Consider the following 15,280-nt stretch of genomic DNA (forward strand, 5'->3'; position numbering starts at 1 on the left):
CTGTGAATCACGATGCTGGACGTGGCATCTTCGCCGTCGTCGGGCTCGCCGGAACCGGTAAGTCCAGTGTGGTGCAACTGCTGCACGAGCTGCTCGGCGTGCCGGTCGTCTACTTCGGTGGCGTGGTGGTGGCTGAGGTCAGCAGGCGCGGGCTCAAGGTGACCGAGGACACCGAGCGCGTGGTGCGCGAGGAACTGCGTGCCGCGCACGGCATGTCCGCCATCGCCCACCTGGCCAGCCGTGACGTCGACGAGCACCTCGGCGCGCACGACGAGGTGATCATCGACGGGCTGTACAGCTACGCTGAGTACGAGCTGCTGCACGAGCGCTACCCGGACCAGCTCAGCCTGATCGCCGTGCACGCGCCCCGCGCGGTGCGCGAGGAACGGCTCGCCCACCGGCCGGTGCGCCCGCTCACCCCGGCCGAGATCCACTCGCGCGACCTGCGGGAGATCCGGACCCTGGACAAGGCCACCGCGATCGCGCTGGCCGACCACCACCTGGTCAACGACGGCTCGATGGCGCAGCTGCGCGAGGGCGTCGAGCGCACGGTCGCCGAGATCCGCCGCCGCCGCGGTGTGCCCACCATCGGCTGATCCGCCCGCTCTGTCCACTTCGGACGGTCCACGGCTGGAATCGACCTTCCGGCCATCCCGCCCCGGTAAATGGGTTACCGTGGACCGGTGAACGTGGAAGTGACTCCCCTGCCCGGAATCGGGGTGCGCAAGGACTTCGCCCTGCGCAGCGGGCGACGGGTGGGTGTGGTGAACCACCGGGACGGGCAGATCGAGCTCATCGTGTCCAAGTCCGATGATCCCGACGCCTGCCTGGCGGCGCTGCCGCTGACCATCGACGAGGCCGCCGCGCTGTCCAACCTGCTCGGCGCGCCGCAACTGGTGGCGCAGCTCAAGGAAGAGCACGCCGATCTGCCCGGCATCAACACCAAGCAGCTCCCGGTCGGCACCGGCTCGCCGTTCGACGGCCGCACCCTCGGTGACACCGCGCTGCGCTCGCGCACCGGCGTCTCGGTGGTCGCGGTGATGCGGGCGGGGCAGGTGCACCCCTCCCCCGCCCCCGACTTCACCCTGACCGGCGGCGACCTGATGGTCACCGTCGGCACCTCCGAAGGGCTGCAGGCGGCCTACAAGATCCTCAAGAACGGCTGAGGATCGCTCACCTGAAGTTGTACGTGAATTACAGAGGCTGGAGAACGTGGACCACACCGCACTGGCCCTGATCGAGCTCGGCGGCGTGTTCTTCGTCCTCGGCGCGCTCGGCAGGCTGGCCGGCAAGATCGGCATGTCGCCCATTCCCCTGTACCTGATCGGTGGCCTCTGTTTCGGCCAGGGCGGGCTGATCCCGCTCGGCGACATCGGCGACTTCACGCACCTGGCCAGTGAGATCGGCGTGGTCCTGCTGCTGTTGCTGCTGGGCCTGGAGTACTCGGCGGCCGAGCTGTTCACCGGGCTCAAGCGGTCGTGGATGGCCGGGCTGCTGGACATCGTGCTCAACGCCGCGCCGGGCGCGGCGGTGGCGCTGCTGCTGGGTTGGGGTCCGGTCGGCGCGCTGGTGATGGCCGGGGTCACCTACATCTCCTCGTCCGGCATCATCGCGAAGGTGCTCGGCGACCTCGGGCGCCTCGGTAACCGGGAAACCCCGGTGGTGCTGTCGATCCTGGTGTTCGAGGACCTGGTGATGGCGCTGTACCTGCCGATCCTGACCGCGGTGCTGGGTGGCGTGAGCCTGCTCGGCGGCGCGCAGGCGGTCGGCATCTCGCTGCTGGTGATCACCGTGGTGCTGCTGATCGCGCTGAAGTTCGGCCGGTACGTCTCGGCGGTGGTGGACAGCCCGGACCGCGAGGTGTTCCTGCTCAAGGTGCTCGGCGCGGCGCTGCTGGTGGCCGGGATCGCCTCGGCCATGCAGGTCTCCGCCGCGGTGGGGGCGTTCCTGCTGGGCATCGCGATCTCGGGATCCACCGCGGAGAACGCCACGCACCTGCTGGAGCCGCTGCGGGACCTGTTCGCCGCGGTGTTCTTCGTGGTGTTCGGCCTGAACACGAACCCGGCGTCGATCCCGCCGGTGCTGGGCTGGGCGGTCGCGCTGGCGGTGGTGACCACGCTGACCAAGGTGGCCACCGGCTGGTGGGCGGCCAGGCGCCAGGGCGTCGGCCGCATGGGCCGGGCCCGCGCCGGGGCGGCGCTGGTGGCACGCGGGGAGTTCTCCATCGTGATCGCCGGACTGGCCGTGTCGGCGGGCGCGGTCACCGGGGAACTGGCCGCGCTGGCCACCGCCTACGTCCTGCTCATGGCCATCCTCGGCCCGACAGCCGCCCGCGTGGTCGAGCCCATCGCACGCGCCCTGACCAAGAAAACCCGCACCCAAGCCGCCGTCTCGACCGGCTGAGTTGCAATGAATGTGGCTTTCATAGCGTCTGGCGCCATGAAAGCCACATTCGTGACATCCAGCCTCCAGGGCAACGCCTGCACGGCGACCCGGGCACCGGCCGGGTCCCACCGGTGAACACGAATGTGGCTTTCGGGGCGGATTTCGCCCCGAAAGCCACATTCGTGTCCGCGAGACCCGAGCTACATGCCCACCGAGCTGTGCAGTGAGCCGACTTCCTTGCGGGTCAGCGCGCGCAGGTGACCCGAGCGCAGGTTGCCCAGATGGATGTCGCCGACCGAGGTGCGCACCAGTTTCCGCACCGGGTGCCCGACCTCGGCGAGCATGCGGCGCACGATGTGCTTGCGCCCCTCGTGCAGCACGATCTCCACCAGCGTCCGCCCGGCCTGCATGTCCTTCACCCGGAACTGGTCCGCGCGCGCCGGCCCGTCCTCCAGCTCGATACCGGCGCGCAGCCGCTTCCCCAGCCCGCGCGGCACCGAGCCCTCGACCTCGGCCAGATAGGTCTTGAGCACCTCGAACGACGGGTGCATCAACCGGTGCGCGAGGTCGCCGTCGTTGGTCAGCAGCAGCAGGCCCTCGGTGTCCGCGTCGAGCCTGCCGACGTGGAACAGCCGCTCGGCCCGGTCGCGCACCAGGTCGCCGACACACGGGCGGCCCTGGTCGTCGGTCATCGTGGTGTGCATGCCGCGCGGCTTGTTCAGCGCCAGGTACACCAGCGTGTCGTCGAGCACCACGCGCGTGCCGTCCACCCGGATCACCACGTTGTCCGGGTCGACGCGGCGCCCGAACTCGCGGACGATCTCACCGTCCACGCTCACCCGCCCCTGCGCGATCAGGTCCTCGGCGGCCCGGCGGGAGGCGATCCCGGCCTTCGCCAGCACCTTCTGCAGGCGAACACCTTCGTCAGCCGATGTCATCGATGGAATCCACTTCAGGCAGCAACGGAGCGATGGGCGGGAGATCGGCCAGCGACGAGAGCCCCAGTCGCTCCAGGAACAGCTCGGTCGTCACGTAGAGGTTGCCACCCGTCTCCGCGTCGGTACCGGTCTCCTCGACCAGCCCGCGCGCGAGCAGCGTCCGGATCACCCCGTCCACGTTGACCCCGCGAACGGCGGCGACCCTGGCCCGGGTCACCGGCTGACGATAGGCGATGACGGCGAGCGTCTCCAACGCGGCACGGGTCAGCTTCGCGCGCTGCCCGTCCATCAGCAGCTTCTCCACGTACGGCGCGTAGGTGTCGCGCGTGAAGTAGCGCCAGCCCTCGCCGACCCGGCGCAGGTCGATGCCGCTGGCGCGCTCGGTCAGCGCGGTCGACATCGACTCGAGCTTCGCGGTGACCCGCTCGACCGGCTGTTCCAGCGCACCGGCCAGCGACTCCTCGCTCACCGGCGAGTCGACCACCAGCAGCAGCGCCTCGAGCGCCGCCTCCAGCACCGCGTCCTCGCCGAGATCGGGCGTGGCCGTGCCACCGCGGACCGCGACCAGTTCCTCCTCGGGGTCCGGCGCGTCCACGTCCAGCATCTCTTCGGGGTTCACCCGTACTCCTCGTCGTCCATCATCGCGCGGTCCTGCTCGGCCGCCGCGCTCGCCTGCTCCACCGAGCCGCCGGTCCAGCGCACGTGCAGCTCGTCCAGCGCCTCGAGCTGCTCGAACTGCACGGTGGACTCGCGGTAGAGCTCCAGCAGCGCCAGGAACCGCGCCACCACCTCGATGGTGTGCTCGCAGTCGGAGACCAGGTCGGTGAAGGTGGCCGTGCCCTGCTCGGCCAGCCGCAGCCGCAGCAGCGCCGCGTGCTCGCGCACCGACACCTTGCCCATGTGCAGGTGGTCCAGCGACACCGTGGGCGGCGGCTTCGGCCGGAACACCGCGAGCGCGATCTCGGCGAACTTCGCCGGGTCCACGCCGAGCATCACCTCCGGCAGCAGCCCGAGGTAACGCTCCTCCAGCGCCACCGAGCGCGGGTACCGGCGCAGCGCACCGGCCTCCAGCTCGGCGAACAACGCGGCGACCTGCTTGTACGCCCGGTACTGGAGCACACGCGCGAACAGCAGGTCGCGGGCCTCCAGCAGGGCCAGGTCGTCCTCGTCCTCGACCTCGGCGGCGGGCAGCAGCCGCGCCGCCTTCAGGTCGAGCAGGGTCGCCGCGATCACCAGGAACTCGGTGGTCTCGTCGAGGTCCCATTCCGCGCCCAGCGCCCGCGTGTAGGCGATGAAGTCGTCGGTGACCTGGTGCAGCGCCACCTCGGTGACGTCCAGCTGGTGCTGGGAGATCAGCTGCAGCAGCAGGTCGAACGGGCCCTCGAAGTTGGCCAGCCGGACCTTGAACTTGCCGGCCGCGCCCTCGTCCACCGATTCCGGCCGGGGTTCGGTGCTCCCGGCCGGCTCGGTTCCGGTCATCAGCCGCCGGCCCCGCTCTCGGCGGCGTCGTCCGAGCCCGCCGCGCGCAGCCGGTGCACCAGCACCGAGTCCTCGCCGAACTCGTCGAAGTCGGCCAGCAGCACGGCGACCGCCTCGCGGACCAGCCTGCCGCGGTCGACCACCAGGCTGTGCGAGCCGCGCAGGGTCAGCCGGGCGTGCTCCATCGCGAGCAGCTCGTCCCCGGACACGTAGACGGTGATCTTCGCGTCGTGCTTCTGCCGGGGCGTGCTGGAGCGGGCCGTCTTGGCCCCGCGCACCAGCCGCCGCGGTGGTTCCGGCGCCGGCTCGGGCTCCGGAGCGGGCGCGGCCTGCTCCGCCGGCACGGTCAGTTCGAGTGCGTTGCTGCTGCTGGTCAGGCGGAACAGTTCGGACGCGCCGGGCAGGGGTGCTCTCCTGCTCACCGGGCGATCACCTCGCGGGCCAGTGCGCGATAGGCCATCGCACCGGCCGATTTGGGTGCCCACTTGGTGATCGGTTCCCCGGCCACGGTGGTCTCCGGGAACCGCACGGTGCGGTTGATGACCGTGTCGAACACGGTCTCGCCGAATGCCTCCACCACGCGCGCCATGACCTCCTTCGAATGCAGGGTTCTCGGGTCGAACATGGTCGCGAGAATCCCGGTGATGTCCAGCTTGGGGTTGAGGCGTTCACGCACCTTCTCGATGGTGTCGATCAGGAGCGCCACGCCTCGCAGACTGAAGAACTCGCACTCCAGCGGGATCACCACGCCGTCCGCGGCGGTCAGCGCGTTCACCGTGAGCAGGCCGAGCGAGGGCTGGCAGTCGACCAGAACATAGTCGTAGGTGTCCATGACCGGTCTCAGCACCCTCAGCAGCGTGTGCTCGCGGCCGACTTCGGCGACCAGCTGCACCTCCGCGGCGGACAGGTCGATGTTGCTCGGCAGCAGGTCGACGTTCTCCACCCCGGTGGAGCGGATCACGTCGAGGATGTTCACCGAGCGTTCCATGATCACGTTGTAGACGGTGTAGTCCAGCTCGTGCGGCTGGATGCCGAGGCCGACCGAGAGCGCGCCCTGCGGGTCGAAGTCGACCAGCAGCACGCGGCGGCCGTATTCGGCCAGTGCGGCGCCGAGATTGATGGTCGAGGTGGTTTTGCCCACCCCGCCCTTCTGGTTGCACATGGCGAGGATGGTGGCGGGGCCGTGCTTGTCGAGCAGGGGCGGCTCCGCGATCTCGCGGTAGGGCCTTCCGGTGGGGCCGAGCCGATCCCGTGACTTCTTGCCGTTGAGCGGTGGAACGAGAGCCTCCGGGTCCAGGTCGTCGTCGGAGAGCTGGTCTCCTTCGATGGCGATGGTCATCTTGCTGAGGCTCGCGGCGGCAGAACCTGCGGACTCCGACGCTCGCTCCGGCGGCTCCGATGTCGACATACCTCGAAAGCTCCTTGCTCAGCGGTCTGCCGGGAGCCTATGCGCGTAGCACGGGGGCGCAAAAGCGGCTCGCCGGGCGTGTCCGCACTAGTTGACCGCCGTCAGCCGACCGAGTGCCAGGGCCATTCGGACTAGCCTGCGGGTTCAGCCCAGTGCGCGGGGGTGCGCGGTGGCGTAGATCTCGCGCAGCGTGTTGACCGTGACCAGCGTGTACACCTGCGTGGTGGTCACCGAGGCGTGCCCGAGCAGTTCCTGGACCACGCGCACGTCCGCCCCGCCTTCGAGCAGATGCGTGGCGAAGGAGTGACGCAGCGTGTGCGGTGAAACCACGGCCTGGATGCCGGCGCGTTCGGCGCTGGTCTTGAGCACCTGCCACGCGCTCTGCCGCGTCAGCCGCCCGCCGCGGGCGTTGAGGAACACCGCCGCGGTGCCGCGGCCCCGGGCGGCGAGCGAGGGCCGCGCACGCACCAGGTAGGCGTCGAGCGCCTCGACGGCCGGGCGGCCGATGGGGACCAGCCGCTGCTTGCCGCCCTTGCCGTCGAGCCGGACGGTGCGCTCGGCGGCGTCGATGTCGTCGAGGTCCAGCCCGACCGCCTCGGAGATCCGCGCGCCGGTCGAGTAGAGCAGTTCGAGCAGCGCGCGGTCGCGGAGCGGCCGGTCGCCCTCGGCGGGCGGGGTGTCGAGCAGCTTGAGCACCTGGTCCACCGGCAGCGCCTTGGGCAGCCGCCTGGCCGCCGCCGGCGGGCGCACCTCGCGTGCCGGGTCCTGCTCGGTGATGCCGTCGGCGTGCGCGAACCGGTGCAGCCCGCGCACCGCCACCAGCGCCCGCGCCGACGACGACGCAGCCAGCGGCTGGTGCTCACCGTCCCCCTCGCGCAACGCGGCCCCGAACGCGGCGATGTGCTCCGGGCTCACCGCGGTGAAGTCGGTGACCCCAGACGCCTCCAGGTGCGCCGCGTACCGGCGCAGGTCGCGCGCGTAGCTGTCCAGCGTGTTCTTGGCGGTGCCCCGCTCCACCGTGAGGTGGTTGAGGTACGCCTTGATCACACCGGCTACCGGCCTGGGCACCGCGCCACTCTAGTGCCCTGCGCCGGGAATGCGGTGCACATATCGGCGGATCCAGGTTTCCACCGGCCAGGCGCCGGTTCACCCGCGTACCGGCGTTGTACTCGGGTGAACCGGCAACGCCGCCGGTGGGAAGCTGGGCCGTCGAGATGTGTGCCGCAGGCCCGGCGCTGGGTACCAGAGCACGAACGCGACTCGACACCGCCGAATCACGCCACATACCACCGCGGCTTCCATTACCGTCGGTGAGGTGACCACATCGCCAGATCCCGATGCCGTGCGCATCGGCACCTTCGAGCGGGAGCAGTGCGTCGAGGCCCTCGGCGAGCACTTCGCCGCCGGGCGCCTCGAGACCGGCGAGTACGAGGAGCGCGTGACCGCCGCGCTCGGGGCGCAGACGAAGGCGGATCTGGTCCCGCTGTTCGCCGACCTGCCGGAACCGCACCCGCCGGTGCTGCGCCCGCCCGGCCCGCCGCCGGTGCCCGCGTTCAGCCCGTACCCGCAGCCGGTGTACGGCTACACCCCGGCGGCGCGCGGCCTGTCGGACAAGTCGAAGCTGGCCACCGGTCTGCTGCAGATCCTGCTGCCGTTCGGCATCGGCAGGCTCTACGCCGGGCACGTCGGGATCGGCCTGGCCCAGCTGCTGGTGGTACTGGTCACCTGCGGCGCCGGAGCGCTGTGGCCGATCATCGACGGCATCGTCATCCTCGCCAACGGCGGCTACGACGGCCAAGGCCGCCGCCTGCTCGAATAGCTGCCTGCTCGAATAGCTGCCTGAGGGGCCGCCCGCTCGAGTAGCTGCCCGGGGGCCGCTAGTGTCCTGAGTCGTTAATTCGTTGGCAGTAGGCGGCGAGGGATTCGAGGATCTGGTCTGCGGTGCGGGTCCAGACGTAGGGCTTGGGGTTGGTGTTCCACTGTTTGATCCAGTTTTGGATGTCTTTTTCCAGGGCTGTGACCGAGCGGTGGACGCCTCGCCGTAGCAGTTTGACGGTGATCTCGGCGAAGAAGCGTTCGACCAGGTTGAGCCAGGATGAGCTGGTCGGGGTGAAGTGCAGGTGGAAGCGTGGGTGTTTGAGCAGCCACGTTTTCACTGCTGGGGTTTTGTGGGTGGACAGGTTGTCCAGGATGACGTGAACGTCCAGCTCGGCGGGCACGTTGGTGTTGATGGTGCGCAGGAACGCGAGGAATTCCTGCTGTCGGTGGCGGCGTTTGACGGCGCTGATGACCTGGCCGGTGGCGACCTCCAGAGCAGCGAACAGGCTGGTGGTGCCGTGGCGGACGTAGTCGAAGCTTTGCCGTTGGGGCACGCCGGGCAGCATCGGCAGCACCGGGGCGGAGCGGTCCAGGGCTTGGATCTGGGTCTTCTCGTCCACGCACAGCACCACGGCTTTGGCGGGGGGATCGAGGTAGAGGCCGACGACGTCGCGGACCTTGTCCACGAACAACGGATCCTTGCTGATCTTGAATGTGTCGATCTTGTGCGGTTTGAGGCCGAAGGCCCGCCAGATCCGCGAGACCGCGGACTGTGTCATTCCGGTCTGCGCAGCCAGCGCTCGGGTCGACCAGTGGGTGGCGTTGGCCGGCTTCGTTTCCAGCGTGGTGACCACGACGTGTTCGACTTGCTCGTCGGTGATGGTGCGCGGTCGGCCGGGGCGCGGTTCGTCGGACAGGCCGTCGAGCCTGTCACGGACGAACCGTGCCCGCCAGGTCGCCACCGTGCTCCGGTTGAGCCGTAGTCGTTCGGCGATGTCGGTGTTGGAACCACCTTCGGCGCAGGTGAGCACGATCCGTGCTCGCATGGCCAGTCCCTGAGCGGTGGTCCGCCGCCGCGTCCAGCCTTCCAGGATGCGACGTTCCTCGTCGGTCAGGGTCAGCGGCACCAACTTCGCACTCGGCATCAACCCAGACTACGGTGACCAAAAATTAACGACTCAGGACACTAGCTGCGGGCGGCGAAGCGGTGGGGGCGGTCGCGCCAGGGGGCGTCGGCCGGGCGGGTCTCCGCCGCGCCGGACAGGACCGCGTGCGTGGCGAGCACCCCGGCCACGGTCGCCCCGTTGACCAGTTCGCCCCGCAGCGCCATCGCCACCGCCTCGGCCAGCGGGACCTTGCGGATCACCAGGTCCGCCTCCTCCTCGCCGAGCACCTCACGGTCCACTTCGGACAGATCGCGGGCGAGGAACACGCGGACCACCTCGTCGGTGAACCCCGGCGACGCGGCCACGTCCACCAGCGTCTCCCACCGCTCGGCCTTGAGCCCGGCCTCCTCGACCAGCTCGCGCGCGGCGGCCACCACCGGCTCCTCACCGGGCTTGTCGGTCAGCCCGGCGGGCAGCTCCCAGATCCGGCGCCCCAGCGGGTGCCGGTACTGGTGGATCAAGGTGAGCCTGCCGTGCTCGTCGAGCGCCGCCACCGCGACCGCGCCGAGGTGCTCGACCACCTCACGCCGGGCGGATCCCCCGCCCGGCATGGCCACCTCGTCCACCCGCAGCCCGACCACGCGTCCGATGTGGACGTCCTCAGTGGACACCACGGTGAAGTTGTGGCTGCCCGGTGCGGTCACGAGGACGCGCCGACGGTCGACTCCGGCAGCGCCACCGGAAGGCGGTCCGCGGTGCGGTAGGCGACCACCGCGCGGATGAACGAGTCGAACAGCGGGTGCGGGCGCGTCGGGCGGCTCTTCAGCTCCGGGTGCGCCTGCGTGCCGACGAAGAACGGGTGCACGTCGGCGGGCAGCTCGACGAACTCCACCAGCCGGTCGTCCGGCGAGGTGCCGGAGAAGACCAGCCCGGCCTCGGCCAGCTGCTTGCGGTAGCTGTTGTTCACCTCGTACCGGTGGCGGTGCCGCTCGGACACCTCGGTCTGCCCGTAGGCCTTGGCCACCTGCGAACCGGCCCGCAGCTTCGCCGGGTACGCGCCCAGCCGCATGGTGCCGCCCATGTCGCGCTCCCCGGCCACCACGTCGCGCTGGTCGGCCATGGTGGAGATCACCGGGTGCTGGGTCTCCTCGTCGAACTCGGCGGAGTTCGCGTCGGTGAGCCCGGCCAGGTTGCGCGCCGCGTCGATCACCATGCACTGCAGGCCGAGGCACAGCCCGAGCACCGGCAGGCCGCGGGTGCGCGCGTAGGTGATCGCGCCGACCTTGCCCTCGATGCCGCGCACGCCGAACCCGCCCGGCACCAGCACACCGTCCACATCGGACAGCGCGGCGGCCGCGCCGGCCGGGGTGGTGGCCTCGTCGGAGGCGACCCAGACGATCTCCACCTTGGCGCGGTTGGCGAAACCACCGGCTCGCAGCGCCTCGGTCACCGACAGGTACGCGTCGGGCAGGTCGATGTACTTGCCCACCACGGCCACGCGCACGGTCTCGGCCGGGTTGTGCACGCGGTCGAGCAGGTCACCCCAGACCGTCCAGTCGACGTCGCGGAAGGGCAGGCCCAGCCGCCGCACCACATACGCGTCGAGAGCCTCGCGGTGCAGCACCTTCGGGATGTCGTAGATGGACGGCGCGTCCGGGCAGGCGACGACGGCCTCGGTGTCCACATCGCACATCAGGCCGATCTTGCGCTTGAGGTCGTCCGGCAGGTCCCGGTCGGCCCGGCAGACCAGCGCGTCGGGCTGGATGCCGATGTTGCGCAGCGCGGCCACCGAGTGCTGCGTCGGCTTGGTCTTCAGCTCACCGGACGGCGCCAGGTAGGGCACCAGCGACACGTGCAGGAAGAAGCAGTTGTCGCGGCCGACGTCGTGCCGCACCTGGCGGCAGGCCTCCAGGAACGGCAGCGATTCGATGTCGCCGACGGTGCCGCCGACCTCGGTGATCACCACGTCGGGACGGCGGCCCTCGTCGTCCGGCTCGGCCATCGCCAGGATGCGCGACTTGATCTCGTCGGTGATGTGCGGGATCACCTGCACCGTGTCGCCGAGGTACTCGCCGCGCCGCTCCTTGGCGATCACCTGCGAGTACACCTGCCCGGTGGTGACGTTCGCCGAGCCGTTGAGGTCACGGTCGAGGAAGCGCTCGTAGTGGCCGATGTCGAGATCGGTCTCCGCGCCGTCCTCGGTGACGAAGACCTCGCCGTGCTGGAAGGGGTTCATCGTGCCGGGATCGACGTTGAGGTACGGGTCCAGCTTCTGCATGGTCACCCGCAGGCCCCGCGAGGTCAGCAGCTGGCCGAGGCTAGAGGCGGTGAGTCCCTTGCCCAGGGAGGAGGCGACGCCCCCGGTCACGAATACGTGCTTGGTCGTACGTGCTTGAAGCACCAAGGAGACTCCCGTGTTCAACTAGTCCTCACCGTCTGCCGGTCAGGACGCACACTCGGCCACCGGCACTTCGCGTACCGGCGCGGGAGTGTCGTCCACGGGCTTTTACGCTAACACGAGCGGCGGCGAGCGCCACCGCTGCCACACCCGCGCACGGAAGCCGAGGGGTAGAACACATGGCCGAAGCCGAGACCTGGACCGCACCGGTGAGCACGCGACCACTGGACGCGACCGTCCGGGTACCTGGCTCCAAATCGCTCACCAACCGGGCCTACGTGCTCGCCGCGCTCGCCACCGGGCCGACGCTCGTGCGCGAGCCGCTCGTTTCGCGCGACACCCGGCTGATGCTGGGCGCGGTGTCCGCGCTCGGCGGTGGTTTTGCCGAAACCGAGGCGGGCACCCGGATCCACCCGATCGAAGCCGGTTCCGGCGAGGCGGTGGTCACCCTCGGTAACGCGGGCACGGTGGCGCGGTTCACCCCCGCGCTGGCCGCGCTGGGCGGCCGGACGGTGCGCTTCGACGGGGACGAGGCGATCCGCCGCCGCCCGCTCGCTCCCCTGCTGGGCGCGCTGTCCGCGCTCGGCGCCGAGATCGACGACGACGGCCGCGGCGCGCCGCCGTTCACCGTGACCGGCCGCGGTGGCCTCGCCGGTGGTGACGTGGAGCTGGATTCCTCGGCGTCGAGCCAGTTCCTGTCCGCGTTGCTGCTGGCGGGCCCGGCGTTCGGTGAGGGCGTCCGCGTGCGCCTGACCGGCACCCCGCCGAGTGAGCCGCACATCGAGATGACGCTGGACATCCTGCGCCGCTTCGGTGCCGCACCGGAACGGTCGGGCACCGAGTTCTTCGTGCCGCCCGCCGCGCTGTCCTGCCCGGACTTCACCGTGGAGCCGGACCTGTCCACCGCCGCCCCGTTCGTGGTGGCGCCGCTGCTCACCGGCGGCTCGGTGCGGGTCGAGGGCTGGCCGGAATACACCACGCAGCCCGGGGACTGGCTGCGCAGCCTGGTCGGCGAACTGGGCGCGAAGGTGGAGCTCGACCAGACCGGCCTGACCGTCACCAGCGGCGGCGGATTCGGCGGCGGTCAGTTCGACCTGCACGAGGTCGGTGAACTGACCCCGGTGATCGCGACGCTGCTGTGCTTCGCGGACGGTCCGTCGGTGATCAGCGGGGTGGCGCACCTGCGCGGCCACGAGACCGACCGGCTGGCCGCGCTCGCCACGGAATTGTCGGGCCTGGGCGCGGACGTCACCGAAACCTCGGACGGCCTGCGGATCACCCCGGCCCCCATGCACGCGGGCGTTTTCCACACCTACGACGACCACCGCCTGGTGATGGCGGGCGCCGTCGCCGGGCTGCGCGTCCCGGGTGTTCAGGTGGAGAACCCGGCCACCGTCGGCAAAACCTTCCCCGGCTTCGTCGACGCCTGGACCACCCTGCTCGAGGCCTGAACACGAATGTGGCTTTCGAGGCGAATTACGCCCCGAAAGCCACATTCGTGTCCTGAGTCGTTCGGGTGCTAGCTGCCGTCCCGGTTCACGCCCGGGGCCGGGCTCTGCGCGTTGCCCGCGATGCCGTACCGCCCCGCGGCGCCGTCCAGCTGCTCCCGCAGCGCCAGCACGGTGACCACCCGCCCAGCCGCGGTGTCCACGTTGTCCACAGTGGACAGGATCGAGGTGGCGGAGGTGTCCGCGCGGACCACGCCCAGCGCCCCGGTGCCCTCGGCCGAGGCCAGGTCCCCGGCGAGCACGGTGCCCGCGCCGGAGCGGTCCAGCTGCGTGGCGAACCGCGCGACCGTCGCCGCGCGGTCACCGGCGCCGTCGCCGGTGGCCTTGCCGCCGACCAGCACCACGGCCTCCTGCGCCGGTTTCACCTCACCCGAGGTCTTGATGAACCCGCCGTCGGACAGCCCGCCCAGCGCCGCCGCCAGTTCGTCCGGAGTGGACTGCGGCTGCGCGGAATCCTTGTTCAGCAACAGGGTCGAGCCCAGCAGCGCACCGGCCAGCGTGCCAGGGTCGCCCGCGGTCGGGAAGCTCACCCCGGCCGGCTGCAGCCGGGTGACCACCTGCCGCAGCTGGTCCGCCTTGGCCGGGTCGGCGAAGGACTGGGTCAGCTGCACCTCGCCGGTGACCGTGGCGCCGGACTGCCCGATCAGCTCCTTGAGCGCGTCCCGGTCGGCCGGTTTCGCCTCCTCGGTGGTGACCAGCACCACCGAGCGCTGGTCCAGCTGCCCGGCCACGATCTTCGGCCCGACCGAACCGGCGAAGGCGTCGGAATCGCCGAGCCGCGCGGTCAGCGCGTTGCGCTCGGCCTCCAGATCGGACACCTGCCTGCCCAGTTCGGCCTTGTCGTCGGACAATCCGGACAGCAGCGGCCCGTTCAGCGCCGTGGAGCCCAGCACCACGCCGACGGCCAGCGCGAGAAAGGCCGCCGCGATGGAAACGATGTGATAGCGCAGAGAGATCACGTGAAGAGCCCCTTGACCCAGTTCGTGAAGGACCGCCAGGTGTCGGCGAGCCAATCGAGATAGACCTCACCGGCGTCGGAGACCAGCAGCGCGGCGGCCACCACGGCGAGCGCGGCCAGCACCAGGAACAGGATCATCCCGCCGGAGACCCGGCCGCGGTGCAGCGTCGCCACAGCCTTGCCGTCGACCAGCTTCGTGCCCAGTTTCAGCCGGGTCAGGAAGGTGGACGGGTTCGAGCCGGACCGCCCGTGGTCGAGGAACTCGCGCAGCGTCGCCTGGAACCCGACGGTGACCACCAGGCTCGCCTCGTGCGCGTCGGCCAGCAGCAGCGCGAGGTCTTCGGCGTTGCCCGACGCCGGGAAGGTGACCGCGCCGATGCCGAGGTCCTGGATGCGGGCGACACCGGGCGCGTGGCCGTCCGGTTGCGCGGGCACGACCACCTCCGCCCCGCACTTGAGCGTTTCCGCCTCGATGCCCAGCGGATCGCCGACGATCACGTCCGGCTTGTGCCCCTGCGCGATCAGGGTGTCCGCGCCGCCGTCCACGCCGACCAGCACCGGCCGGTGCTCGCCGATGTACTTCTTCAGCTTCTTCAGGTCCTCCGCGTGCCCGTTGCCGGCGGCGACCACCAGCACGTGCCGGTCGCGCAGCGACGTCCGCAGCTCCGGCACGCCGACCCCGTCCAGGATCAGCGTGCGCTCGCGGCGCAGGAACTCGATCGTGTTCGCCGAGAAGGCCTCGAGCTGGGTGGACATCCCGGCCTTGGCCTCGATCATCTGGTCGGCCACGCTCTCCCGCGTCTGCCGGGTGCCCGAGGCGACCTTGCGCTCACCGAGGTAGAGGCTGTCCTCGTGCAGGCGCAGCTTGCTGCCGTCCTTGATGGTGCGCAGCACCGAACCGCCGACCGCGTCGATCAGCGGGATGCCGGCGGCCACCAGGATTTCCGGGCCCAGGTTGGGAAACCGGCCGGAGATCGACGGCGAGGCGTTGACCACGCCCGCCACCTCCGCGCGCACCAGCGCGTCCGCGGTGGCCCGGTCCAGGTCGAGCTGGTCGAGCACGGCGATGTCACCGGGGGAGATCCGGCGGAGCAACTCCCTGGTGCGCCGGTCGACCCGCGCCACCCCGGTCACACCGGGACGGGTTTCGTCGTTCCGCGAGAGCAAGCCGGTGAGCTTCATGGGACCGATGGTGACAAATGGGCACGTGAGACGGTGGCCGCCACGCCGGTACGCATTTCGAGAATCCAACGATCGGTGTGCGGTTCACCCTGCGTATCCC

The 15,280-nt window shown here is 70.5% G+C and carries 16 protein-coding genes; 5 read left to right on the forward strand and 11 right to left on the reverse strand.

Going from position 1 to position 15,280, the window contains the following annotated elements; genetic code table 11:
• Window positions 1-2 precede the first annotated feature (2 nt).
• The 3 genes from A4R43_RS14265 to A4R43_RS14275 all read left to right on the forward strand — a co-directional run bounded on the left by A4R43_RS14265 (window position 3) and on the right by A4R43_RS14275 (window position 2,403).
• On the forward strand, window positions 3-596 hold the full coding sequence (locus A4R43_RS14265) for an AAA family ATPase (RefSeq protein ID WP_162788466.1): 594 nt from the start codon (window positions 3-5) through the stop codon (window positions 594-596).
• Window positions 597-683: 87 nt separating this feature from the next.
• Entirely contained in the window at window positions 684-1,166 is a 483-nt protein-coding gene (locus A4R43_RS14270) for a cation:proton antiporter regulatory subunit (RefSeq protein ID WP_162788467.1), read from the forward strand.
• 46 nt (window positions 1,167-1,212) lie between these two features.
• Window positions 1,213-2,403, forward strand: coding sequence for a cation:proton antiporter (locus A4R43_RS14275; protein ID WP_113692781.1), 1,191 nt, complete (start codon window positions 1,213-1,215; stop codon window positions 2,401-2,403).
• Window positions 2,404-2,585: 182 nt separating this feature from the next.
• Here the strand turns inward: A4R43_RS14275 and A4R43_RS14280 are convergent, their stop codons facing one another.
• The 6 genes from A4R43_RS14280 to xerD all read right to left on the reverse strand — a co-directional run bounded on the left by A4R43_RS14280 (window position 2,586) and on the right by xerD (window position 7,257).
• Window positions 2,586-3,323: a pseudouridine synthase gene (locus A4R43_RS14280; protein ID WP_113692782.1), complete on the reverse strand. Its 738-nt coding sequence runs from the start codon at window positions 3,321-3,323 to the stop codon at window positions 2,586-2,588.
• Complete coding sequence (scpB, locus tag A4R43_RS14285) at window positions 3,310-4,020, reverse strand: SMC-Scp complex subunit ScpB (RefSeq protein ID WP_418190848.1); 711 nt, start codon at window positions 4,018-4,020, stop codon at window positions 3,310-3,312. The genes A4R43_RS14280 and scpB overlap by 14 nt, the downstream gene beginning before the upstream one ends.
• Window positions 3,939-4,802, reverse strand: a complete 864-nt coding sequence (locus A4R43_RS14290; protein WP_113692783.1) for a segregation and condensation protein A — start codon at window positions 4,800-4,802, stop codon at window positions 3,939-3,941. The genes scpB and A4R43_RS14290 overlap by 82 nt, the downstream gene beginning before the upstream one ends.
• A complete protein-coding gene (locus A4R43_RS14295) occupies window positions 4,802-5,224 on the reverse strand; it encodes a cobyrinic acid a,c-diamide synthase (RefSeq protein WP_113692784.1) in 423 nt (140 codons plus the stop codon). The genes A4R43_RS14290 and A4R43_RS14295 overlap by 1 nt, the downstream gene beginning before the upstream one ends.
• Complete coding sequence (locus A4R43_RS14300) at window positions 5,221-6,210, reverse strand: ParA family protein (protein ID WP_113692785.1); 990 nt, start codon at window positions 6,208-6,210, stop codon at window positions 5,221-5,223. Before A4R43_RS14300 ends, A4R43_RS14295 begins: the two co-directional genes overlap by 4 nt.
• 144 nt (window positions 6,211-6,354) lie before the next feature.
• Window positions 6,355-7,257, reverse strand: coding sequence for a site-specific tyrosine recombinase XerD (gene xerD, locus A4R43_RS14305; protein WP_113692786.1), 903 nt, complete (start codon window positions 7,255-7,257; stop codon window positions 6,355-6,357).
• A 268-nt stretch (window positions 7,258-7,525) separates the two neighbouring features.
• Between xerD and A4R43_RS14310 the strand changes: the two genes are divergently transcribed.
• Window positions 7,526-8,029 carry a DUF1707 domain-containing protein gene (locus tag A4R43_RS14310; RefSeq protein WP_113692787.1) on the forward strand — a complete coding sequence of 168 codons (504 nt, stop codon included), beginning with the start codon at window positions 7,526-7,528 and terminating at the stop codon, window positions 8,027-8,029.
• 58 nt (window positions 8,030-8,087) lie between these two features.
• Here the strand turns inward: A4R43_RS14310 and A4R43_RS14315 are convergent, their stop codons facing one another.
• The 3 genes from A4R43_RS14315 to A4R43_RS14325 are packed head-to-tail and all read right to left on the reverse strand — an operon-like array spanning window position 8,088 to window position 11,538.
• Window positions 8,088-9,173: an IS630 family transposase gene (locus A4R43_RS14315; RefSeq protein ID WP_113692788.1), complete on the reverse strand. Its 1,086-nt coding sequence runs from the start codon at window positions 9,171-9,173 to the stop codon at window positions 8,088-8,090.
• Window positions 9,174-9,214: 41 nt separating this feature from the next.
• Window positions 9,215-9,838, reverse strand: coding sequence for an NUDIX domain-containing protein (locus A4R43_RS14320; RefSeq protein ID WP_113692789.1), 624 nt, complete (start codon window positions 9,836-9,838; stop codon window positions 9,215-9,217).
• Window positions 9,835-11,538, reverse strand: coding sequence for a CTP synthase (locus tag A4R43_RS14325; protein ID WP_113692790.1), 1,704 nt, complete (start codon window positions 11,536-11,538; stop codon window positions 9,835-9,837). The genes A4R43_RS14320 and A4R43_RS14325 overlap by 4 nt, the downstream gene beginning before the upstream one ends.
• 173 nt (window positions 11,539-11,711) lie before the next feature.
• Between A4R43_RS14325 and aroA the strand changes: the two genes are divergently transcribed.
• On the forward strand, window positions 11,712-12,983 hold the full coding sequence (aroA, locus tag A4R43_RS14330) for a 3-phosphoshikimate 1-carboxyvinyltransferase (protein ID WP_113692791.1): 1,272 nt from the start codon (window positions 11,712-11,714) through the stop codon (window positions 12,981-12,983).
• A 68-nt stretch (window positions 12,984-13,051) separates the two neighbouring features.
• Here aroA and A4R43_RS14335 read toward each other — a convergent pair whose 3' ends face one another.
• Entirely contained in the window at window positions 13,052-13,999 is a 948-nt protein-coding gene (locus A4R43_RS14335; RefSeq protein WP_113692792.1) for a copper transporter, read from the reverse strand.
• A complete protein-coding gene (gene steA, locus A4R43_RS14340) occupies window positions 13,996-15,180 on the reverse strand; it encodes a putative cytokinetic ring protein SteA (protein ID WP_113692793.1) in 1,185 nt (394 codons plus the stop codon). The genes A4R43_RS14335 and steA overlap by 4 nt, the downstream gene beginning before the upstream one ends.
• Window positions 15,181-15,280 lie beyond the last annotated feature (100 nt).

This window comes from Amycolatopsis albispora, assembly GCF_003312875.1.
GTDB lineage: Bacteria > Actinomycetota > Actinomycetes > Mycobacteriales > Pseudonocardiaceae > Amycolatopsis > Amycolatopsis albispora.

Excerpts from the sequence above, each read along its gene's own strand:
- A4R43_RS14280 (WP_113692782.1), bottom strand. The coding sequence starts at position 3,323 with ATGACATCGGCTGACGAAGGTGTTCGCCTGCAGAAGGTGCTGGCGAAG.
- A4R43_RS14290 (WP_113692783.1), bottom strand. The coding sequence starts at position 4,802 with ATGACCGGAACCGAGCCGGCCGGGAGCACCGAACCCCGGCCGGAATCG.
- A4R43_RS14300 (WP_113692785.1), bottom strand. The coding sequence starts at position 6,210 with ATGTCGACATCGGAGCCGCCGGAGCGAGCGTCGGAGTCCGCAGGTTCT.
- A4R43_RS14315 (WP_113692788.1), bottom strand. The coding sequence starts at position 9,173 with ATGCCGAGTGCGAAGTTGGTGCCGCTGACCCTGACCGACGAGGAACGT.
- aroA (WP_113692791.1), top strand. The coding sequence starts at position 11,712 with ATGGCCGAAGCCGAGACCTGGACCGCACCGGTGAGCACGCGACCACTG.
- steA (WP_113692793.1), bottom strand. The coding sequence starts at position 15,180 with ATGAAGCTCACCGGCTTGCTCTCGCGGAACGACGAAACCCGTCCCGGT.